Origin of the sequence: Nonomuraea bangladeshensis (genome assembly GCF_039529455.1) — a bacterium.
GTDB classification, from domain to species: Bacteria; Actinomycetota; Actinomycetes; order Streptosporangiales; family Streptosporangiaceae; genus Nonomuraea; species Nonomuraea bangladeshensis.
This window is the reverse complement of sequence record NZ_BAAAMV010000004.1, coordinates 117,513-137,370: the sequence shown is the minus strand read 5'-3', so window position 1 is coordinate 137,370 and position 19,858 is coordinate 117,513. Positions and strand designations below refer to the sequence as shown.

24 protein-coding genes and 1 pseudogene are annotated in these 19,858 nt (G+C 71.2%); 14 read left to right on the top strand and 11 right to left on the bottom strand.

Annotated features, from left to right (window positions below):
* Positions 1-308: 308 nt before the first annotated feature.
* The 3 genes from ABD292_RS12410 to ABD292_RS12400 are packed head-to-tail and all read right to left on the bottom strand — an operon-like array spanning position 309 to position 2,228.
* The gene (locus ABD292_RS12410; RefSeq protein ID WP_344207281.1) at positions 309-719 is read right to left on the bottom strand and encodes a RidA family protein; all 411 of its coding nucleotides are present in this window, start codon (positions 717-719) and stop codon (positions 309-311) included.
* Positions 716-1,447, bottom strand: coding sequence for an alpha/beta fold hydrolase (locus ABD292_RS12405; protein WP_344207280.1), 732 nt, complete (start codon positions 1,445-1,447; stop codon positions 716-718). The genes ABD292_RS12410 and ABD292_RS12405 overlap by 4 nt, the downstream gene beginning before the upstream one ends.
* Entirely contained in the window at positions 1,434-2,228 is a 795-nt protein-coding gene (locus ABD292_RS12400) for a class II aldolase/adducin family protein (RefSeq protein ID WP_344207279.1), read from the bottom strand. The genes ABD292_RS12405 and ABD292_RS12400 overlap by 14 nt, the downstream gene beginning before the upstream one ends.
* Positions 2,229-2,335: 107 nt before the next feature.
* On the opposite strand from ABD292_RS12400, the gene ABD292_RS12395 reads away from it, so the two are divergent.
* Positions 2,336-2,932, top strand: a complete 597-nt coding sequence (locus ABD292_RS12395; RefSeq protein WP_344207278.1) for a helix-turn-helix domain-containing protein — start codon at positions 2,336-2,338, stop codon at positions 2,930-2,932.
* A gap of 338 nt (positions 2,933-3,270) precedes the next feature.
* Here the strand turns inward: ABD292_RS12395 and ABD292_RS12390 are convergent, their stop codons facing one another.
* Entirely contained in the window at positions 3,271-3,870 is a 600-nt protein-coding gene (locus ABD292_RS12390; RefSeq protein ID WP_344207277.1) for a TetR/AcrR family transcriptional regulator C-terminal domain-containing protein, read from the bottom strand.
* A gap of 86 nt (positions 3,871-3,956) precedes the next feature.
* Between ABD292_RS12390 and ABD292_RS12385 the strand changes: the two genes are divergently transcribed.
* The gene (locus ABD292_RS12385) at positions 3,957-5,399 is read left to right on the top strand and encodes an FAD-dependent monooxygenase (RefSeq protein WP_344207276.1); all 1,443 of its coding nucleotides are present in this window, start codon (positions 3,957-3,959) and stop codon (positions 5,397-5,399) included.
* 376 nt (positions 5,400-5,775) lie between these two features.
* Here ABD292_RS12385 and ABD292_RS12380 read toward each other — a convergent pair whose 3' ends face one another.
* Positions 5,776-5,973, bottom strand: a complete 198-nt coding sequence (locus ABD292_RS12380) for a hypothetical protein (protein ID WP_344207275.1) — start codon at positions 5,971-5,973, stop codon at positions 5,776-5,778.
* A 125-nt stretch (positions 5,974-6,098) separates the two neighbouring features.
* Between ABD292_RS12380 and ABD292_RS12375 the strand changes: the two genes are divergently transcribed.
* Together ABD292_RS12375 and ABD292_RS12370 are read left to right on the top strand one after the other, a co-directional pair.
* Positions 6,099-6,419, top strand: coding sequence for a tyrosine-type recombinase/integrase (locus tag ABD292_RS12375; protein WP_344207274.1), 321 nt, complete (start codon positions 6,099-6,101; stop codon positions 6,417-6,419).
* A 233-nt stretch (positions 6,420-6,652) separates the two neighbouring features.
* Positions 6,653-7,147, top strand: a complete 495-nt coding sequence (locus ABD292_RS12370; RefSeq protein WP_344207273.1) for a site-2 protease family protein — start codon at positions 6,653-6,655, stop codon at positions 7,145-7,147.
* Here ABD292_RS12370 and ABD292_RS12365 read toward each other — a convergent pair.
* Complete coding sequence (locus ABD292_RS12365) at positions 7,131-7,301, bottom strand: hypothetical protein (protein ID WP_344207272.1); 171 nt, start codon at positions 7,299-7,301, stop codon at positions 7,131-7,133. The two genes, ABD292_RS12370 and ABD292_RS12365, sit on opposite strands and share 17 nt — an antisense overlap.
* Before the next feature lie 59 nt (positions 7,302-7,360).
* A complete protein-coding gene (locus tag ABD292_RS12360) occupies positions 7,361-7,825 on the bottom strand; it encodes an Lrp/AsnC family transcriptional regulator (RefSeq protein ID WP_344207271.1) in 465 nt (154 codons plus the stop codon).
* A 79-nt stretch (positions 7,826-7,904) separates the two neighbouring features.
* Between ABD292_RS12360 and ABD292_RS12355 the strand changes: the two genes are divergently transcribed.
* From ABD292_RS12355 to ABD292_RS12345, 3 genes are all read left to right on the top strand, one after another.
* Entirely contained in the window at positions 7,905-9,218 is a 1,314-nt protein-coding gene (locus ABD292_RS12355) for an APC family permease (protein ID WP_344207270.1), read from the top strand.
* A 200-nt stretch (positions 9,219-9,418) separates the two neighbouring features.
* Complete coding sequence (locus ABD292_RS12350; protein WP_344207269.1) at positions 9,419-9,769, top strand: recombinase family protein; 351 nt, start codon at positions 9,419-9,421, stop codon at positions 9,767-9,769.
* A gap of 3 nt (positions 9,770-9,772) precedes the next feature.
* Positions 9,773-10,042, top strand: a complete 270-nt coding sequence (locus ABD292_RS12345) for a hypothetical protein (protein WP_344207268.1) — start codon at positions 9,773-9,775, stop codon at positions 10,040-10,042.
* A 245-nt stretch (positions 10,043-10,287) separates the two neighbouring features.
* Here the strand turns inward: ABD292_RS12345 and ABD292_RS12340 are convergent, their stop codons facing one another.
* Positions 10,288-12,192, bottom strand: coding sequence for a hypothetical protein (locus ABD292_RS12340; protein ID WP_344207267.1), 1,905 nt, complete (start codon positions 12,190-12,192; stop codon positions 10,288-10,290).
* Positions 12,177-12,950, bottom strand: coding sequence for an ABC transporter ATP-binding protein (locus ABD292_RS12335; protein ID WP_344207266.1), 774 nt, complete (start codon positions 12,948-12,950; stop codon positions 12,177-12,179). The genes ABD292_RS12340 and ABD292_RS12335 overlap by 16 nt, the downstream gene beginning before the upstream one ends.
* Before the next feature lie 106 nt (positions 12,951-13,056).
* Here ABD292_RS12335 and ABD292_RS12330 point away from each other — a divergent pair, with 106 nt between their 5' ends.
* Positions 13,057-13,641: a TetR/AcrR family transcriptional regulator gene (locus ABD292_RS12330; RefSeq protein WP_344207265.1), complete on the top strand. Its 585-nt coding sequence runs from the start codon at positions 13,057-13,059 to the stop codon at positions 13,639-13,641.
* 213 nt (positions 13,642-13,854) lie between these two features.
* Here the strand turns inward: ABD292_RS12330 and ABD292_RS12325 are convergent, their stop codons facing one another.
* Positions 13,855-14,574, bottom strand: coding sequence for a TetR/AcrR family transcriptional regulator (locus tag ABD292_RS12325; RefSeq protein ID WP_344207264.1), 720 nt, complete (start codon positions 14,572-14,574; stop codon positions 13,855-13,857).
* A 343-nt stretch (positions 14,575-14,917) separates the two neighbouring features.
* Between ABD292_RS12325 and ABD292_RS48940 the strand changes: the two are divergent.
* The 4 genes and pseudogenes from ABD292_RS48940 to ABD292_RS12310 form a co-directional block, all read left to right on the top strand.
* Positions 14,918-15,007, top strand: a pseudogene (locus tag ABD292_RS48940) (siderophore-interacting protein); the annotation flags it as partial.
* A gap of 87 nt (positions 15,008-15,094) precedes the next feature.
* Positions 15,095-15,454, top strand: a complete 360-nt coding sequence (locus ABD292_RS12320) for a siderophore-interacting protein (RefSeq protein ID WP_344207263.1) — start codon at positions 15,095-15,097, stop codon at positions 15,452-15,454.
* An 18-nt stretch (positions 15,455-15,472) separates the two neighbouring features.
* Positions 15,473-16,576, top strand: a complete 1,104-nt coding sequence (locus tag ABD292_RS12315) for an FAD-dependent monooxygenase (protein WP_344207262.1) — start codon at positions 15,473-15,475, stop codon at positions 16,574-16,576.
* On the top strand, positions 16,576-17,013 hold the full coding sequence (locus ABD292_RS12310; protein WP_344207261.1) for a DUF6640 family protein: 438 nt from the start codon (positions 16,576-16,578) through the stop codon (positions 17,011-17,013). Before ABD292_RS12315 ends, ABD292_RS12310 begins: the two co-directional genes overlap by 1 nt.
* Positions 17,014-17,776: 763 nt before the next feature.
* Here ABD292_RS12310 and ABD292_RS12305 read toward each other — a convergent pair.
* On the bottom strand, positions 17,777-17,965 hold the full coding sequence (locus ABD292_RS12305) for a hypothetical protein (RefSeq protein WP_344207260.1): 189 nt from the start codon (positions 17,963-17,965) through the stop codon (positions 17,777-17,779).
* A gap of 61 nt (positions 17,966-18,026) precedes the next feature.
* On the opposite strand from ABD292_RS12305, the gene ABD292_RS12300 reads away from it, so the two are divergent.
* The gene (locus tag ABD292_RS12300; protein WP_344207259.1) at positions 18,027-18,854 is read left to right on the top strand and encodes a helix-turn-helix transcriptional regulator; all 828 of its coding nucleotides are present in this window, start codon (positions 18,027-18,029) and stop codon (positions 18,852-18,854) included.
* 44 nt (positions 18,855-18,898) lie between these two features.
* Positions 18,899-19,849 (top strand): quinone oxidoreductase family protein, encoded by a 951-nt coding sequence (locus ABD292_RS12295; RefSeq protein WP_344207258.1) that lies wholly within the window; start codon positions 18,899-18,901, stop codon positions 19,847-19,849.
* Positions 19,850-19,858 lie beyond the last annotated feature (9 nt).

The window sequence follows — 19,858 nt, the reverse complement described above, 5'->3', positions numbered from 1 at the left end:
GCACCCGAGCCGATCGCGCCGGGGCCGGGCGGCAGGTCGGAGTCGCCGTACTCCACGCGTACGGACGCAAGTGGCACGCCCATCTCGTCGGCGGCGATTCACCACGTCCAGACAGTCACAGCCACAGTAGGCCGGACAGGCCGTCTACCAGCGGCTTCTTTGACCACCTACCAGGATTTCCCCTGACCGTCAGAGCAGATCACAGGAACCCTGGAAGCCGCCGAACAGGGCCTCGCGGGCGAAGCTTGTGGAACGAGGATTGTCGCCATCCCCCCAGGGGCGGCCGCCCTCGGGAGGATGGACGGGGCTCAGGGGAGGAGAGCCGTGGCCTCGACCTCGATGAGCCAGCCGGGAAGGCCGAGGGCCTGGACGCCGAGGAGGGTGCTGGCGGCCAGCGGCCACGGGTCGCCGTACGCCTCCTGGGCGGCCCCGAAGATCACCGATACCAGCTCGGGGCGGTGGTCGACGACGTAGATGTTGTGCCGCACCAGGTCGGCGGGCTTGGCGCCGACGCCCTCCAGCGCCAGCCGGACGTTGCGGAACGCCTGCCGCGCCTGCGCCGCGTAGTCGCCCGGCCCGACCAGCTCGCCGGCGGCGTCGAGCGCGACCTGCCCGGCCACGTACGCCGTCCGCCCGGCCGGAGCGATCACCACCTGGGTGTACAGGCCCTGTACCGGCTGGCAGAGCGCGGGCGGGTCGACCCGCTCCAGGGCGGTCACGCGGCGGTCCCCGTTCCGGCGGGCACGTCGGCGAGCAGCAGTTCCGCCAGCTCGGCGGGTCGGCTCACCTGGGCGAAGTGGTGGGAGTCGAGCTCCGCGACCGGCCGGCCGAGCGCCCGGAACCGCGCGGCGGTGTCGGCGAACGCCTCGAAGCCCAGGCAGCGGACGAACATCGTGGGCAGGTCCGCGGGACACGCCGGTCCTGGCAAGGGCTCGCTGTGCGTGCGTATCGGCATCGCGGTGGAACGGGCGCGCAGCCACTCGGCGTCGTCCGGGTCGTCCACGCCCAGCGCGGCCGGGTCGAGCGGCTGGGCGAACTCCCCGTTCGGGGCCAGCTCGGCGAACACGCCGGGCAGCCACGGCACCAGGTCGAAGCAGGACTGCCCGGGCTCCGGAACGAAGGCGTCGAGGTAGACCAGCCCGGACACCCGTTCCGGCGCCCGGCCGGCCACCCCGGTGATCACCATGCCGCCGTAGCTGTGCCCCACCAGCGTGACCTGTCGCAGGTCGGAACGCTCCAGCTGGGCGAGCAGATCGTCGATGTGCGCGGCCAGGCCGATCGCCGCGCCGCGCGGGTGGCCGGCCCGCTCGGCGAGCCCGGGCAGCGTGGGCGCGAGCACCTCGTGCCCGGCCGCCACGAGCAGCGGGGACAGCCGGGACCAGATCCAGCCGCCGCTCCACGAGCCGTGGACCAGCACGTACGTCCGGCGCGGGTCAGTCGAGGACATCGGGCTCCTCCTCGAAGATCAGTGACGACAGGAGCTGGAAGTTGTTGCGGGCCATGTTGGCGCTGCCGAACTGGCGGTGCGCCACCTCGGCCTCCTCGTCGGTCATGACCCGCGGTGTGCCCGCGGCCTCGGCCAGCAGCTGCATCTCGCAGGCGCGGTTCATCGCGATGAACCACCAGGCGGCCTCCTCCACGGTCCGGCCGACCGTCAGCAGGCCGTGATGGCGCAGGATCGCGCCGCGCGCCTGACCCAGCCGGGCCGCGATCCGCTCGCCCTCGTCCCGTTCGAGCACCAGCCCGCGGTATTCGTCGAAGAGCACGTGGTCGCGCCAGAACGCGCACGACTCCTGCACGATCGGATCCAGCGGCCGGTCCATCGCCGCCCACGCCCGGCCGTGGATGGTATGCGCGTGCGCCACGGCCACCACGTCCGGGCGGGCGTCGTGGACGGAGGAGTGGATCCAGAACGCGGCCTTGTTGGTGCGCCGCGCGCCGTGCGCGATCCGGCCCCGCGCGTCGACGAGCAGCAGGTCGCTCACCTTGATCCGGGAGAAGTGCACGGAGTACGGGTTGACCCAGAAGTGGTCGGTCAGCTCCGGGTCGCGGGCGGTGATGTGGCCGGCCACGCCCTCGTCGTACCCGTACCTGGCGAAGATCCGGAACGCGGCGGCGAGCTGGCGCTTGCGGTGCAGCCGCTGCTCCTCGACCGGGGCGGACGCGTACGTGGGGGCCTCGTCGAGGTCGAGCTCGGGAGGCGGGCCGTCCTGGGTGGAGATCGTCATGGTGGGCTCCCTTCGGCGTGTGCCCAGGATGGGACGCGCCCGGCTGGTACGTCAACCTCTGAGGCAAGATAATTCGTCTCTCAGGCAAAGACGCTAGAATCCCGGCCGTGGCCTCTCACGTGCCGGCCGAGCAGGGCGGCGAAGATCCAGAGCAGCGGGTCGCGGCGCGGCTCGGCGAGCTGCGGCGCGAGCGCGGGCTGACACTCACCACGCTCGCCGACTGGACCGGCATCTCCGCCGCGCACCTGTCCCGGATGGAGAAGGGCGAGCGCCAGCCGTCCATCGGGTCGTTGTTCCAGCTCGCGCGGGCGTACGGGATCTCGCTGGGCGAGCTCGTCGGCGAAGGGCGGCCCGCCGAGCACCACGTGGTGCGCGGCGCCACCGCGCCCGTGCACGACGGGCCCGACGGGCCTTACGCGACGATGACCGGCCTCGGCCCGCGCTCCGCCCTGGAGGCGGTGCGCCTGGACCTCACCGCCGACCGGCCCGAGCGGACCGCCGTGCACGCCGGGGAGGAGTGGGTTTACGTGGTGCGCGGCCAGGTCGCGGCGCGGATCGGCGGGGAGGAGGTGGCGCTGGCCGCCGGGGACGCGCTGCACTTCGACGCCTCGGCGCGGCATTCGCTGTGGTCACGTGGCGGACCGGCCACCGTCCTGATCGTCTCGGCCGCGCCCCCACCCGCCCGGCCCTCCCACGGCGCGTAGCCCCGGGCCTTGCCTGGTTTGATCAGTACCCGGCGGCTCGGCATGTCAGGGCGAGGCGCCCGCCTTCGCCGCCACCACTCCCGACCAGGCGCCGCTCGACCACAGCTGCCGCCCGTGCGAAGGCCACGTCGCCCCCGGCCGCGTGGTGGCGGGGACGCGTTCCGACTTTCACGTCTGCGTCACGCTGGAGACCTGCACGCGCCGCCCGCCGGTCGAGAGCGAGGGCCGGGACCACGTCGTCGAGGTCGGCTTCGGGGACGGGAGCGGCGAGGCCGGGGGACCGGGCCGTCATCCACCGCAAGCCCGCCGAGGACCGCTGAACCCACGCGCGTTCCAGCTCAGGGGCCGGCCCGACGCGAGATCAGGTCCAGGCCGAAGGCGAAGCGTTCCTCGAACGTCCCCCCGGCCAGGTGGCCCAGCGTGCGGGTGAGCGCCGGATATGCCTCTGGGGTCACCGCCGTGCGCAGGACGTCGCCCATCGAGGTGGGCGCCCCCTGCTCCTCCTGGGTCAACCCGAGCGTGAAGTACACCGCCGTCCAGGCCGTCCACGCCGCCTCCCGCTCGTCCAGCCCGCACTCCAGCAGCGCCCCGACCACGGCCTCCGCCGTGCGCAGCGTGTGCTCCCCCGCCGGGTACGTCCCCGCGACCACCCGGGCGCCGTCGCGGAAGCCCAGCAGCGCCCGCCGGTAGCGGTGCGCCACCTCCCGGAACCGCTCGGCCGGGTCCGGCGGCAGGTCCTCCAGCGACACGCGGGCGACGATCGCGTCGGCCATCAGCTCCAGCAGCCGCGCCTTGGTCTTGACGTGCCACGACACCGTGTTCAGCCGTACGCCCATCCGCTCGGCCACCGCGCGCAGGCTGACCGCGTCCGCGCCCCGCTCGTCGAGCAGTTCGAGCGCGGTCGTGGCGATCTCGTCCTGCCGCCGCGTGTTCGCCACCGGGACCCCATTTCGCCTCTCTTGGTTGCCGACCAAGGATATCCGGGCCACACTGTTGGTCACTGACCAAGAGAGGAAGGGTCCTCATGGAAGACGTGATCGTCGTCGGGGCCGGGCCGGTGGGGTTGTGGCTGGCGGGCGAGCTGCGGCGCGCCGGCGTGCCGGTCCTCGTGCTCGAGCGGGCCGGGCGGCCGAGCCCGCACTCCAAGGCGCTGACCCTGCACCCGCGGACGATCGAGGTGCTGGCCATGCGCGGGATCGAGAAGGAGTTCCTGGACGCCGGCATCACCCTCCCGAACGGGCACTTCGGGATGCTGGAGACCCGGCTGGACTTCCGGCCGCTGCCCACGCGGCACCCGTACACGCTGTTCTTCCCGCAGGCCCGTACCGAGGAGGTGCTGGAACGGCACGCCCGCGAGCTCGGTGCCCGCGTGCTACGGGGGCACGCGGTGACCGGGCTGACGCAGGATGCCGACGCCGTCTCCTTGACCGTTGAGGGTCCCGACGGCCCGTACGCGGTCCGCGCCCGCTACGTCGCCGGGTGCGACGGGGCCGGCAGCACGGTGCGCCGCGCCGCAGGCATCGATTTTCCCGGCACCGACGCCACCGTGTACGGCTTCCTCGGCGACGTCCGCCTCGACGACCCGCCCGCCGGGCCCGGCACGTCCGCCCTCGCCGAGGACGGCGGGGTCATGGTCGTCGCGATGCCCGGCGGGCTGCACCGGGTCGTCGGCGTCGTGCCCGGCGAGCCTGCCGGCGACCTGACGCTGGAGGAGCTGCGCTCGTACGTCGTACGGGTGCTGGGGCGCGACCTCGGCATGCGGGACCCGGTGTGGTTGTCCAGGTTCGGGAACGCCTCGCGGCAGGCGGCGGCGTACCGGGCGGGCCGGGTCCTGCTCGCCGGCGATGCCGCGCACATGCACTTCCCGACCGGCGGCGTCGGGCTCAACGTGGGCGTCCAGGACGCCATGAACCTCGGCTGGCGGCTGGCCGCGGTCGTTCACGGCCGTGCCCCGGAGAGCCTGCTCGACGGCTACCACGCCGAACGCCATCCGGTGGGCGCGGACCTGCTGGAGAGCAGCAAGGCGCAGACGGCGCTGATCACGGCCTTCAGCCCGGAGGGGCAGGCGTTGCGGGCGCTCCTCGGCAAGCTGATCGCCGAGGTCCCGGAGCTGTCGCTGAGGCTGGCGGCCCGGCTGGCGGCGCTCGACGTCGCGTACCCACCTGCCGGTGTCCCCAGTGCCGCTGGATCTGCCGAACCCGCAGCCCACCCGCTCACCGGCGCCCGCGTTCCCGACCTTCCGCTACGCGACGGTCGCACGCTCTACCAACTGCTGCACGAGGCCCGCCACATTCTCCTCGACCTGAGCGGCCCGGCCGTTCCCGCCCCAGTCGCCGATCGCGCCCACCGCCTGGGCGCGGCCACGTACGAGGGGGAACTGGGCGACGACGTGCCAAGGGAGTGGCGCGAGGTCGGCGCGGCCCTGATCCGCCCCGACGGCCACGTCCACTGGGCCGCGGACCGCTAGAGATCTTCGCGGCGGACGAACGTGAGCGCGAACGCCGCCAGCCTGGCTGACAACGTCCTGCATGCCGCGACACCGCCCGTGGTGCCCGTCCTGTTGGTCCTGTGCTCGTGGGTGGGTGGTGGGGTGATGGTGGGTTAGTCGGTTGAGGTGGCGTCGAGGTGGCGTTCCAGGGCGTCGAGGCGGTCGGCCCACAGCCGTCGGTACGGTTTGAGCCAGGCGTCGATGTCCGCCAGCGGCTCCGGCCGCAACCGGTACCACCGGCGCCGCGCTCGCCGAGTTGTGGGGCCGATGCGCGCCGGCGACCTGGAACCGCAACCGCGCCGCCATCACCTCCTGGCTGACCTGGTGCCAGACCAAGAAGCACTGGGCCGCCCCGTCAGTCCCGGCCGGGGCCGAACGCCGCAAGGAAAGCGCCGACGAGACCCGTGCCGTGGCCAAGACCACCATCCACCGGCTGCTGTCCCGCCGCGACATCCCGCTGCGCGAGCGGGCGCCCTGGCGCATGCTCTACGAAACGGCCGCCAGGGCCGCGGAAATCCTCGCGCTGAACGTCGAGGACCTCGACCTGGAGCACCGCCGCGCCCCCGTCCGCTCCAAGGGCGGCGCCATCGAATGGGTGTACTGGGACAGCGGCACCGCCCACCTGCTGCCCCTCGCCTGCTCCGGCTTCCTGCTGGCACCTCACGTACCCACGGCCCGTTGTTCCTGTCCGAACGGCGCCCCGTCCCCGCCCGCCGCCCCGCGACCGCCGACATCTGCCCGCACACCGGCCGCGCCCGCCTCGGCTACGACCGCGTCCGCGTCCTGCTGGACAAGTACGCCGGCCTCGACCTGCACCAGCTGCGCCACAGCGCCGCCACCCATCTCGGCGAGACCGAGGTGCCGCTGCAGCTCATCATGGGCAAGACCCGACACAAGAACCCCCGCACCGCGATGCGCTACGTCAAGCCCGGGCCTGAGGCCATCGCCAAGGTCACCGAGGTTTTGGCGCCCCGGTCGCCGTACCCACTGATCAACTGAGCGGGCGGCTTGCTGGAGCGGTGAGAGTCCGGGCCATCACGGATCACTAACAGACCAAGAAGCCCCAGGTCGCTACCGCTGATTTCTGCGCTTAGCCTCCTCGAAGGCCCGTCCCGGTGACGAGCCCGGCAAGCTCAGGAGCACGGCGACCGGCCCGTGGCAGGGCCTGATCGAGTCGGCGCGCGACACCGCCCAGAAACGTCGGCTTCCTCGGCGTACGGCCCACCGAGGTGATGGAGCAGCAGAGCGTCGGCCAGGTGATCGGCTACATGGGCGGGCTGACGGCGAAGGTGGCGGGCTCGATCGTCAACCTGCCGGAGAAGATGGTCGGCGTCTGGCACGCGGCCTTCTCCGGCGAGGTACGCGACCCCGACGGCCCGGTGGGGATGGTCGGCGCGGGCCGTTTGGGTGGCGAGATCCTGGCCTCCGACGACCTGTCCGACAAGGAGAAGATCGCCACCTTCGTCAACCTGCTGGCCGGCTTCAACCTGGCGATCGGCCTGTTCAACCTGATCCCGCTGCTGCCGCTGGACGGCGGGCACATCGCGGGCGGGCTCTGGGAGGGCCTCAAGCGGGGCTTCGCCATGATCATGCGGCGGCCGAAGCCGAAGCACGTCGATGTCGCCAAGGTGCTGCCGCTGACGTACGTGGCCGCGCTGGCGATGATGATCACGGCGGCTCTGCTGGTCTACGCCGATCTGGTCAATCCGCTCACCCTGACGAACTGACCGGTTCCCGCCACCGCACCGGCCTCACCGCGTAGTCGGTCAACGCCGGTCCCAGCAGGCCGAAGACCTGGTGGTCACCTGCACGGGCGGTGAACGCGGCACCGTGCTCGACCCCGCCTTGGACCGGCCCGAGGTCCGTGGCGCGCTCGCGCATCGCGGCCGACCTTCCCGAGGACGACCTGTTCGTCGGCGTGCCGATCCTCAGTGCCGGGGCTAGGAAGACTGAGCCAGGCGACTCGGCGCCGGGTTACTGACCTGCTGAAAGATCACCGATGAACGGAAGCCGGTGACCTCGCGGCGTTTGCTCAGCCGGTCGAGAAGGAACGCGTGCAGGGCGTCGAGGTCGGGCACGCCCACGTGCAGCAGGAAGTCGTCGCCGCCGGACAGCACGAAGACGCTGAGCACCTCGGGCATCTTCGCCGCCGACGCCTTGAACGTGTCGATGACGGCCCGGCTCAACGGCCGGACCTGCACGGCGACCATCGCCTGCACACCGCGGTTCAGGGCGGCGGGGTCGATCTCGGCGTGGTAACCCTTGATCACGCCGCGGCGGGCGAGTGACCGTACCCGTTCCAGGCAGGTCGACGGGGCGATGCCGAGCTGCCGGGCGAGCTCCCGGTTGGAGAGCCGGGCATCTGACTGCAAAAGGCGGATGATCCCCGCATCAAGTTCGTCCACGCACCCATCATGACACCGGATTCCGATCATCCGTTCGGCTGACCCACCACGGGGCCGAACGTTTGCCTACCGTGCAGCCATGACAGGACACCGGCTGGGAGTCTGGCAAGGAACCGCGACCGTGCTCGGCGGCGTACTGGGACCGGGCATGCTCGTGCTCCCGCACCTGGCCGCGGAGGCGGCCGGACCCGGATCGGTGCTCGCCTGGGCGGCGCTGATCATCGTCAGCGTTCCCATCGCCTTCACCTTCGCGCTGCTCGGCCTGCGCCACCCCGACGGCGGCGGCGTCGCCCACTTCGCCGGGACCGCGATCGGGCGCTGGGCGTACGCGGTGGTCGGATGGTGGTTCATCGCCGCCGTGCCGATCGGCACCCTCGCCGGGGCGCTCGCGGGCGGCATCTACACGGCGGACGCGTTCGGCTGGGACAGCCGGACCGCCACGGTGATCGCCTTCGCGCTGCTGGCGGTCGCGTTCGCCGCCAACGCGGCCGGGCTGCGCACCAGCGGCCGCATGCAGGTCGTCATGGTCGGCCTGCTGCTCGCGGTCCTCGCCACCGCGATCGTGGCGAGCCTGCCCGCGGTCAGCGCCGAGCGTTTCGAGCCGTTCCTGCCGTACGGCTTCGGCGGTGTCGGCAGCGCGGTCGGTGTGCTGATCTTCGCCTTCGTCGGCTGGGAGGCCGCCAGCCACCTGTCCGCCGACTTCGCGGGCCGGCGCCTGCTCACCGCGACCGCTCTCACGCTGGCGGCGATCACGGTCATCTACCTGAGCGTGGCGGTGACGGTCGTCGGTTCCGGTGCGGCGTCCTCGCCGGTGCCGCTGACCGCGATGATGCGGACGAGCCTCGGCGCGGCCGCCGAACCCGTCACCGGGATCGCGGCCCTCGTGCTCACCTTCGGCGCGATCAACACCTACATCGCCGGAGCGTCTCGCCTCGGCGTCGCCCTCGCGCAGCAGCGACTGCTGCCCCGCCGGATCGCATCGTCCCCGCACCGCAGCCTCACCGTGCTCGCAGCGGCCATCGCGGTCGTCGGCGCGGTCGCACTCGTACGCCCGATCGGCCTGGACCCGCTGCTGCGGGCGACCTCCGCCTGTCTCGCGGCGGTCATGTTCATCGGCGCCCTGGCGGCGACCCGGCTGCTGCCCGCCGGCCGCATGCGCGCGACCGCCGTCGCCGCCACCGCCCTGACCGCGCTGACACTCGTGCTCAGCGGCGGCTACCTGGCCGTGCCCGCCGCCATCGCGGCCGTCGGGTTCACCGCGAGAGTCATCCACTCCCGCCGCGTGCCCGCTCTCATCACGGTCCCCGCGGCACCCGACCTGCCGCCACACAAGGCACAAACCAGTACTGCCGGCGCACCCACAGGGGGGTCGACCGGAACGCCTGCCCGATGACCTCCTGCGCCGCCCCGGCCGGCTCCCCTGCCGTACCGGCAAGGGCAAGGTCGCCGTCCAGTACCACACCGCCCGCTTCCGGCTCGTGCCCGCGCTCGCCAAGACACTCACCGTGGCGAACCCCGACCGTCCGCAAGCCGGGCACGGCCTGGATCGAGCTGCCCCGCCCCGCCGCCACCGGCGCCGAACCGGCCGGGCATGTGCGGATCGGCTACGCCCGCGCCTCCACCGTCCGCCAGTCCCTGGACACCCAGCTCGATGCGCTGGCGGCCGCCGGCATCACCCGCGTCTTCGCCGAGAAGATCTCCACCCGCGCCACCGTCCGGCCCGAGCTCGACAAGGCCGTCGCCCTGGCCCGCGAGCTCCGCTCGGCAGGCGTCGCGGTCACCCTCGTGGTGCACGAGCACAAGCGGCTTGGCCGCAGCCTCGACCTGGCCGCCCTGGCCGAGCAGCTGCGCGCCTCCTCCATCGGCTTGGAGTTTCTCACCGGCGAGCTGCAGGGCAGCCACGACCCGTCCGGCGTGGTGTTCACCGTGCTGGCTGCGCTGTAGGGGATGGAGCGCGAGTACATCCGCGACCGCACCCTGGAAGGCCACGAATCCGCCCGTACCCGGGGCAAGACCATCGGCGCCGCCGTCACCGACGACGCCATGCTCTCCATGGCCCTGCACCTGCGCGCGCAGAACTTCAGCCTGCGCGACATCGCCGCCCGGCTCATCATCACCACGGGCAAGAAGAGGGGCCGGCATCCGTCCCCGGCCACCGTCCTGCGCATGCTGCGCGAGCGCGACGCCAGCACGGAGCGACGCCTGCCACGGCTTTGACCCACCGGTCATTGGCCAGCGTTTCCGCTGGACAGCAAAATGTGGTGAATGTTCGGCGGATACTACGGCAACCCCCTCTGGCGCCAGCCGCGCCTTCGGCGCCAAGGAAATCCTCGCTGTCGGAGACCTCACCGGTCGGCGCCCGCCGCAGCCGAGATCGACGATCATGATCCCCGATCTCTTCCCCAGCGATGACAGCCGACGGCGATGCACCTGGGGAGGCAGCCGGCAGCGGAGACCTGAGGTCAGGCGCTGGTGAGCTGGTCCGCCCCGGCTCGGGGAGCGGCTGCCTGCAGCCTGCTCTTCTCCGTCCGGTACACCCGGTAGGCGGCCCAGAGGCCGGCGAGGCCGATCGCGATCATGACGGCGATCACCGGCCACTGCCACGGTTCAGGTACGTGCAGGGCGAGGAACCACACCTTGTCCTGCGAGCCGTTGAGCTTGATGCCCAACGGTGCCAGGCCCTGCGGGAACAGTCCGAGGATGCCCACGGCCATGGCTGACCACAGAAGCGTCTGACGCCGGCGCGACATCGTCGAGAACGGGGACTCGACGGCGTCCTCCCCCGCCTTCCCGGCGGGGACGGCCGGTTTGCCTGATCGCATCAGGTGCAGCAGTTCGGGCCCCTTGTCCCTCAGCGTCCTGGCCGCCGCCGAGCCGAGCATCACATGACAGAGCACGCCGGTGAGCAGGGCGACCGGAACACTTGCCCACAGCAGGGAGGGCAGGTCCAGGGCATGGCCCGCCCAGGCGGCCCCGAGCGCGGGGCACATCGTGATGATGACCAGGAAACACATCAGGAACGACTGGCCGGTGACATCGCCGTGGTCCATCGGCGAGTTCTTACTTCTGTGCGGGTCCGGACCGGGCACCAGAGCGACGACGGAAACCCATGCCAGCAGGCCGGAACCGCCGCCGAGCGCGGCGAGGGTGGCGGCCAGCGCCCACGGCACCAGGACAGGGTCGCCGTGCAGCAGGCAGCCGGCGAGTGTCAGCGCGAGCGTCAGCGGCCCGAAGACGGTCAGCCACGCCAACTGGCGGGCACGGACGTCGGCCTTCTCATGGCCCGGCACCGTCAGAGTCAGCCAGAGTGCGGTGCCGTCCTGGCCGTAGGAGTTGGCGCAGGTCGCGGCAGCCATCAGCGCGCCGGCAGCGCCGACGAACGGGAAGGCGGCGGTGACGCCGAAGATCAGTGGGAACAGCGCGGTGATGATCGAGAAGGCGGGGCCCATCACGATGTTCTGGGTGCGTACCGGGTCGCGCCACCAGGTACGCAGCTCCTTGAGGTAGATGGCTCCCTGGTCGCCGCGGAACAGGGCTCGGATCAGCGGGTCCCACCGTACGGCCTGCTGCGCGGAGGAGCCGCGGACCACCGGGCGGGCGATCCGCTGCGGTCCGAGCAGGGCACTCCAGGCCAGGAACAGCGCGGCTACGACCACGGCCAGGGCGAGCAGCGGTCCCACCGTCCACGGCCAGTCGCCGCGGCCGGCCGCCTCAACGGCGATCAGGCTCCAGCTGGACGGCAGCGACCGCACCACCATCGAGAAGGCGGGCGGGAAACCGTACTCCAGCAGCAGGGAGACCCCGATGATCAGGATCCAGGAGAAGGAGGACAGCGAGACCATCGCGGCGGTGACGGTCGCGGTGACGACCCCGCCGAGCCGGGACTTGGCCAGCATGCGAAACAGCAGCGTGACCACCCGGGACAACAGCACCACCAGGAGCAGGAGCAGCACCACCGCGGGGACCGATACCACGACGGCCACCCAGCTCAGCCGGGCGGCGAAGACGATCAGCGCGCCGAACGCCAGCAGGGTGACGGCGGTGGTGACGGCGGCCAGAGCGGCGGCGAGCAGGCCCATGGCCAGCGTGCGGCGCGGAACGGGCTGGCGGTGGAAGTGCTCCCCGTTGAGCGGCGGCTCACCCGCGAAGATGGGACCGGCCACCCAGCCCAGCGCCCACAGGGCGAACGTCACCGCGAGCAGGTCCATCAGCAGCCGGGGGTGGGAGAAGTCAAGGAAGGCCAGGACGACGGTGGTGACGGCAAGGCAGATCCCGACGCCGTAGCCCAGGCCGTTGAGCGCCCGCGTCGCATCTGTCCTGCTGTGGCGCAGCACGGCCAGCTTCATCCGGATCAGGACCCCAACCACGAGAGCCCCGCCCCGCCGCCGACCGTGACGCCGACCAGGTCGACGAAGGCCTCCTCCAGCGTACGACTGCCGCGGACCTCATCCAGGGGGCCTTCGGCGACGATGCGTCCCTTGGCCATGACGGCGACGGTGTCGCAGAGCTCCTCTACGAGCGCCATGACGTGGCTGGACAGCAGCACCGAACCGCCGCGTTCCACGAACCTCTTGAGGATCTTCTTGATGGTGGCGGCGGAGACCGGGTCGACGGCCTCCAAGGGTTCGTCGAGCACCAGGACCTTGGGGGCGTGCAGCAGCGTGGTCGCCAGGCCGATCTTCTTGCGCATGCCGGTGGAGTAGTCCACGACCAGGGTGCGTTCGGCGGAGCCGTCGAGTTCCATGACGGCGAGCAGTTCGGCCGCCCGCCGGTCGGCCTCCCCGGCGTTCAGGCCGTGGAGCTGTCCAAGGTATGCGAGGAGTTCGCGGCCGGTGAGCCGCTCCGGCATGGCCAGTCCGTCAGGCAGGACGCCCATCAGGCGGCGCGACGCCAGCGGCTCTTTCCACACGTCGGTCCCGCAGACCAGCGCGCGTCCCGCGTCCGGTCTGAGCAGGCCGACGGCCATGGACAGGGTGGTCGTCTTGCCGGCTCCGTTCGGCCCGACCAGGCCGTAGAAGGATCCCCGGGGGACGGTGAGCTCGACATGGTCGGCGGCGATCTTCTCGCCGAACGTCTTGACGAGGTCGTGGAGTCGTAGTGCCGGCGCTGTGGTTGGCGATCTCACGGAAGGCTCCCGATGTTAGTACGGCACGTGCCGTGTCGTGAGCGCAGCATGCCAATGTGGGGAGAATGTGTCAACACGGCACGTGCCGTACCGCTATGGTGACTTCATGACCGACAAGCGCAGCCAACGCGCCGCCGACCGGACCGAGGCCATCATGCGGACCACGCTGGAGCTGGGCCAGGAGATCGGCTACACCAACCTGAGCATCGAAGCCGTCGCGGCCCGCGCCGGGGCCGGGAAGCACACCATCTACCGGCGATGGCCGTCCAAGGGCGCGCTGCTGCTGGACTCGCTGCTGTCGCTGAACGAGGCGGGCCTGGACTATCCCGACACCGGGGACATCGCCGCCGACCTGCGGGTCCAGATTCACGCAGCCGTCGATCTGCTGGCCAGGCCGCCCTTCGGGCCCCTGTTCCAGGCTCTGATCGGCGAGGCCCAGCACGAGCCGCAGGTCGCCGCGGCGCTCAACGAGCGGTTCATCGCGCCACAGGCGGACAAGACCATCGCCCGGTTGAGGGCGGCCCGGGACCAGGGGCAGTTGTCCCCGCAGTTCGATCTGGAGCTGGCGATGGCGATCCTGTCGGGGCCGCTGTACTTCCAGCTGCTGATCACGCAGGAACCACTGACTCACGACTACGTCGACCGGATCCTCGACGCCCTCTTCGCTGGGATGGGCCCCACCCGCGCATGAGGATGGGAGCCTCGGATCGCGGCCGAAGCCGCCCCGTCGATCCCGATGACCTTGCCACCATCTCGCCCTACATCACCCACGTCATCCGCCGATTCGGCAACTGGATCCTCAACCTCAACCCGCCGGCCACCGCGCCCACAACGCGTCTCGACCTCGAATCCCGTGTCCTGTTCGCCCCATGACGGAAGTGAGATCGGCAGCCGGTGTCGGACGTCATGCCGTCGCGTGGCCGTCGAGGTCGAGGGCGGCGGCCAGGCCGCGCAGGCACTCTTCGAAGACGGGCTCCACGTCGGTGTAGGCGAAGTCCAGTTGGTGCAGGACTTCCATGCACAGCAGGCCGTACAGCCTGATCCAGCACGCCAGGAAGACGTGGGCAGCCTGGGGCGGCAGCCGTCCGTCGATGGCGGCGGAGTAGGCGGTCAGCTGCTCACGCAGGGACGCGGGCAGGCCAGCCAGGTCGGGCACCGGGAACGGCCGTGTCTGCCACAGCTCGACCGTCAGGTCAAGTAGGACCTGCTCGAACCGCAGCGCGGCCTGGTGGCGCACCGAGTCCGGCCGCCGGTTCGGCGGGGCGATGGGGTTGGCGAAGATCCAGCCGAACTCGGCGGGGTGGGCGATGGCCCAGGCGCGCATGGCGCGGCAGGCGGCCAGCAGGCGGTCGCCGGTCGGCGCGTCGGCACGGGCGTCGCGGGCCTGCTCCATGACGGCGGCCAGTTCGCGGAAGAAGTCGGCGGTCACCGCGCCGACCAGCTCGTCGTGGCCGGAGTAGTAGTGGTAGAGGGCCGGGCCGCTCATGCCGACCTGCCGGGCGACCGCGTTGATGGTCACCGCGGCCGATCCCTGCTCCACCAGCAGCTTGCGCGCGGCCGCGTGGATCTCCTCCAGGGTGGCCTGGCGCAGCCGTTCCCGCCTGCTGGTGTGTGCGGACATCATCACCCCTCTTGTCGTTCCGTGGCCGCCGTTGACATCTTAGGGCATCTATGCTTCCTTAATGGATCTAAACAATCTAGAGCTCGTAAGGAGTGGGCCTGTGTGGTGGATTCTTCTCGCGGTGGTGGTGCTGGTTACGGCTGTGTGGTGGCGGATGTCCAGGTCCGCCCACCTGCGGCGGCGCAAGGACTCCTGACATGGCCCGCACGCTGCGCGACCGCTTGTTCGGCAAGTACGCCGTGGAGGCGACCGTCACCGGTCGCCGAGCAGGTCAACCCCGCCATGCGCCGGATCCGGCAGGAAACCGACCAGCCCGTCGCCTTCCCCTACGCCCCCGGCCGAGACACTGCGCACCTACACGATCTGGGGCCTCGACCCCGGCCGGACGGCGATCGAACTGCGCGTCCATCTGTATGCGGGCGACGGCATCGGCCTGACGTGGGCGCGGGCGGCACGGCCCGGGGACCGGGCGACCTTCTGGTGGCCGCAGGGCGACTTCTTCACCCGTGAGGCGGCCTATCACGTGTTCATCGGCGAGGAGACCGCCGGCGCCGCCTTCGGCCCGATGATCAGAGCGCTGGGAGCCTCGGCCGAGGTGTTCGGCGTCCTGGAGAGCGAGACCCCCGAGCACGGCCTGCCCATGCCCGGGGCACCGCCGCTGCGCCGCGTCCACCGACACGGCGCCCCCGCCATCGCCCCCCGGGTGCTGCTCGCGGCCGTGGCCGAACTCGACCTGCCGGGCAACGCCGGCGCCGCCCACGTGGCAGACGAGGCCAGAACCTGCCAGCTGGTACGCGACTTCCTGGTACGCGAACGCAACTGGCCACGGACCTCGATCACGACCAAACCGTTCTGGGCCCCCGGCCAGCGGGGCCTGCACTAACGTCAAGGAGACCCGAACATGAAAGTGATCATCGTAGGCGGCGGTATCGGCGGACTCGCCACGGCCGTCGCCTTCCACCGGCGCGGCTGGCAGGTGGAAGTCCTCGAACGCGCCGCCGAGTTCACCGAGGTGGGCGCCGGGCTGACCATCCAGCCCAACGGCCTGCGCGCGCTGGACGCCATCGGCCTGGGCGACCGGCTGCGCGCCGGTGGGCTGGCCGACCCGCTGGCGGGGATCCGCAGCAGGCGCGGGGACTGGCTGATCCGCAACGACGTCGGCGGCCTCAAACGCCGCTTCGGTCCGTGGGTGACCGTGCACCGGGCCGCCCTGGTCGACGTGCTGCGAGAGGCGCTGCCGCCCGAGGTCCTGCGGCCCGGCATCGACGTTCAGCATGTGCGGCCCGACGGGACGGTCCGCCACGACGGGGGCGTCTCCACCGCGGATCTCGTAGTGGGCGCCGACGGCGTGCACAGCGTGACCCGGCGCTCCCTCTGGCCCGATCTTCCCGGGCCGCGTTATGTCGGCTACACCACCTGGCGTCTCATCGCCCCGCCTCAGCCGGTCGACGGGAGCGTGGAAACGTGGGGCAGGGGCGAACGGTTCGGGCAGGTGCCGATGCCCGACGGCCGCGTCTACTGCTACGTGATGGCCAACGCCCCGGCCGGCTCCCGCGTCGGCCTGGACGAGCTGCGCGAACGCTTCGCCCTCTGGCACGACCCCATACCCGCGCTCCTCGACTCCGCCGATGAGGAGACGGTGCTGCAACACGACACCCACGAACTGCCGATGCTGCCCGCGTACGTCTCGGGGAACGTGGCCGTGCTCGGCGACGCGGCCCACGCCATGACGCCCAACCTGGGGCAGGGCGCCTGCCAGGCGATCGAGGACGCGGTCACGCTCGCGCACGCGGTGGACACCCTCGGCGTACGCGACGGGCTGGCGGCCTACGACCGCGACCGCAGGCCGCGTACCCAGCTGATCGTCCGCCGTTCGCGCCAGGCCGGCGCCGCCGCGCACTGGACCTCCACGCCGGTGACCACCCTGCGGGACGCGGTTCTCCCGCTCCTCCCGAACGCGTTCTTCGCCCGCTCACTCACCCCCGCCTACACCTGGACGATCTGATGCCCCTCCCCCGAATCCTGATCATCGCCGTCGCAGCGATCACGACGGTCAGCGCCGTGCTCGCCGACCTCGTCATCCCCGACCTGGCGGCACAGCACGCCTTCAACCCGGCCTGGCCACCCCACGCCAAATTCCACGACGCCCAATACATGGTGATGACCGTGCTCCTCGGCCTTACCGGCCTGGCCCTCGCGCTACGGCCAGGCCGCAACACCCTGCTGCACGCCGCCGCCATCCTGGCCACCCCATGGCTCGGCATGATCGGTGCGCTCCTGCTCCCCGGCACCGCCACCTACGACCCACAGTTCGCCGACCGGACCGTCTTCGTCCTCGGACTGCACGGGCAGGTCTTCATGGCGATCGTCCTCCTCGCGGCCCTGCTCGTCGCGACAGCGGCGACACTGCGCATGCCCGTAGTCCCCGCCACCCGGTCATGAGCGCCATCACAGCCCTGCCTGATCGAGGACTCCTAACAGAATGATCTGGGATGGTTGATCGTCTGTTCTGCAGGCTATTAGGAGTACCGGGACGTTTCGGCCGCGGAGCAAGAGAGCTGACCTGCACTGACCCAATCGCGTGTACCGGGTGGCAGCAGTCTTATCGACACCCCCCAACTGCCGTGACTACGAACGCCTGGCCCGCCACAGCGAATCACACATCCTCTGGACATCGATCACCCTGATGACCCGACGCCTCACCCGCAAACGACCCTGCCGTGCCAAGCCGCCACTCGCCGCCGCAGCGTGACGCACACCCGTCACCGACACCCGCCCCGTCCACCCCGTGGTGACGGCTAAGCGTCACGCTCACAAGCCGGATCCGACGCGCTGTCGTCCCGCCGCGACCTCCAGTCCCTCGTCCGGCACCGCGCCGAGCAATAGCACCGCTTCCGCGCGCCGCTTCACCCCGGCCCACACCAGCGCACCGCACTGCGGACAGCGCGTCCACGCCGCGATTCTGGCCTGCCGGGCCGCCAGCGACTCCAACAACACCGCAGCCTCAGCGGAAATGACCACAGCCGCCAGCGCCTCACAACGCGCAGCTCGCCCACACAACCGGCGCGGCTTCGACCGGCACGCATCCCAGCAATAGCGCCGCCGTCCCGACGACTCCACCGGCAACCGAGGCCCGACACACCACGCACCGCCCGGATTGCGGCTGCGGCCAACCTGCTCATTCACAGGCTGCAAGCCGTGGTGATCAAAGGCCCCGCGGCCGAGCTCCCTCCCGGCACGAACGTTCCGTACGAGCTGAGGCCGGCTGGAAAATGTGATGTTCAGAATTGCCCAGGTGGCTGGAATCCCGGTCTTCTTCTGCTTCGTCGTTCTGATCGGCGTTGAGCTGCTCCATGCCGCGGGTGTGGGTGCCGGACTTCAGCAGCGGCTCCATGGCCACCAGCACTGGAGTCTGCCGACCACGATCGATTCCCTCGGCCCATATCCTGGCAGTCGTGGCAAATGACTACCGTCACGCGGAACTGCGTGACTTCCTGCGATCGCGGCGCGGCCGGCTCACCCCTGCCGACGTAGGGCTGCCGGAGGCAGGCCGGCGGCGCACCCCCGGCCTGCGGCGCGAGGAGGTCGCCGTGCTGGCAGGAGTCGGGGTGTCCTGGTACACCTGGCTCGAACAGGGCCGCGACATCACCGTCTCCGGCGAGGTGCTCAACGCGATCAGCAGGGCGCTGCGGCTTGATGACGCCGAACGCCGGCACCTGTTCCTGCTGGCCGGCCTGACTCCACCGCCACCCGCCGCGACGGCGGCCGGCTCGGTCACAGCGGAGCTGCGCCGCGTGATGGAGGCCTGGATGCCCCGGCCGGCCTACATCATGAACAAGCACTGGAACTTCGTGGCCGTGAACGACGCCGCCCGCGCGGTCTTCGGGTACGGCCAGACCGACCAGAACTGCCTGGTCGCCTACTTCACCAACGAGCGTTTCCGCGCCATGAGCCTGGACTGGGCCAAGCACGCCGCCGAGGTGGTGGGCAGGTTCCGCGCGGACGCCGCGCAGTACCCCGACGACCCGGAGTTCGAGCGCATCGCCGGCGAACTCGTCGGGGCCAGCCCCGAGTTCGCCGAGATCTGGGCCAGGCATGACGTCACCAACAGCAACTCGGCCGTGAAGTCGATCCGTCACCCGGACGTCGGCGACCTCCACTTCGAAGCCCTGAAGATGCCGTTGAACGACCACCCCGGCCTGCATCTCGTGCTGCACAACCCCCGGCCTGGCACCGAGACCGAGACCAGACTCGACAAGCTGGTGGTGGCACACCCACGATAACTGGAGTCTGGGTATCGTCCCTGGCAAGCGGCACGATCGTGGGCATGAGAGCTATCACGATCCCTGAGTTCGGCGGTGCGGAAGTCCTGCGGGCGGCCGAGGTGAAGACCCCCGAGCCCGGTCCGGGCCAGGTCGCCATCGACGTCGCCTACGCGGGCGCCAACTTCGCCGAGATCCTCTACCGGCAGGGCGTCGCCCCGGTGCCGCTGCCCTTCGTGCCCGGCATCGAAGTCTCCGGCCACGTCCGCGCCCTCGGCCCCGGTGTGACCGGCCTGCGCGTCGGTCAGCCCGTGGCGGCGCTGACCATCGTCGACAGCGGCGGCTACGCCGAGGTGGTCACCACCTCCGCTGACCTGGTCGCCCCACTTGACGGCCTGGACCTCGGCCTGGACGTCGCCGCGGCGATCCCGTCCAACAGCACCACCGCGTTCCTGGTGCTCGACAAGGTGGCCCGCATCGCGCCCGGCGAAAGCGTCCTGGTGCACGCGGCGGCCGGCGGGGTGGGCAGCCAGCTCGGTCAGGCAGCCAGGCTGCTCGGCGCGGGCCGCGTGGTCGGCACGGTCGGCAGCCACGCCAAGATCGAGACCGCCAAGGGCTTCGGCTACCAGGAAGTGGTGCTCCGCGAGGAACACCCCTCCGGGTTCGACATCGTGATCGACATGGTGGGCGGCACGACGCGCCGTACCGGAATAGACGCCCTCAACCCGATGGGCCGCCTGATCGTCATGGGCAACGCCAGCGGCGCCGACGACGTCGGCATCCCGGCCAACGAGCTGTGGTTCACCAACAAGACCGTGTCGGGATTCAACCTGGCCGCCTTCTCCGCCGCCTTTCCCGCAGAGGCGGGACGTGCACTGCGCCGTGCCGTCGCCGCCGTGGCGGCAGGCGACCTGCGGCTGCGCGTCGAGGAACTGCCGCTGGACCAGGCCGCCGAGGCGCACCGGCGCATCGAGTCCGGCACGACCACGGGCAAGCTCGTGCTAAAGGTCTCCTGACCAGCAGAA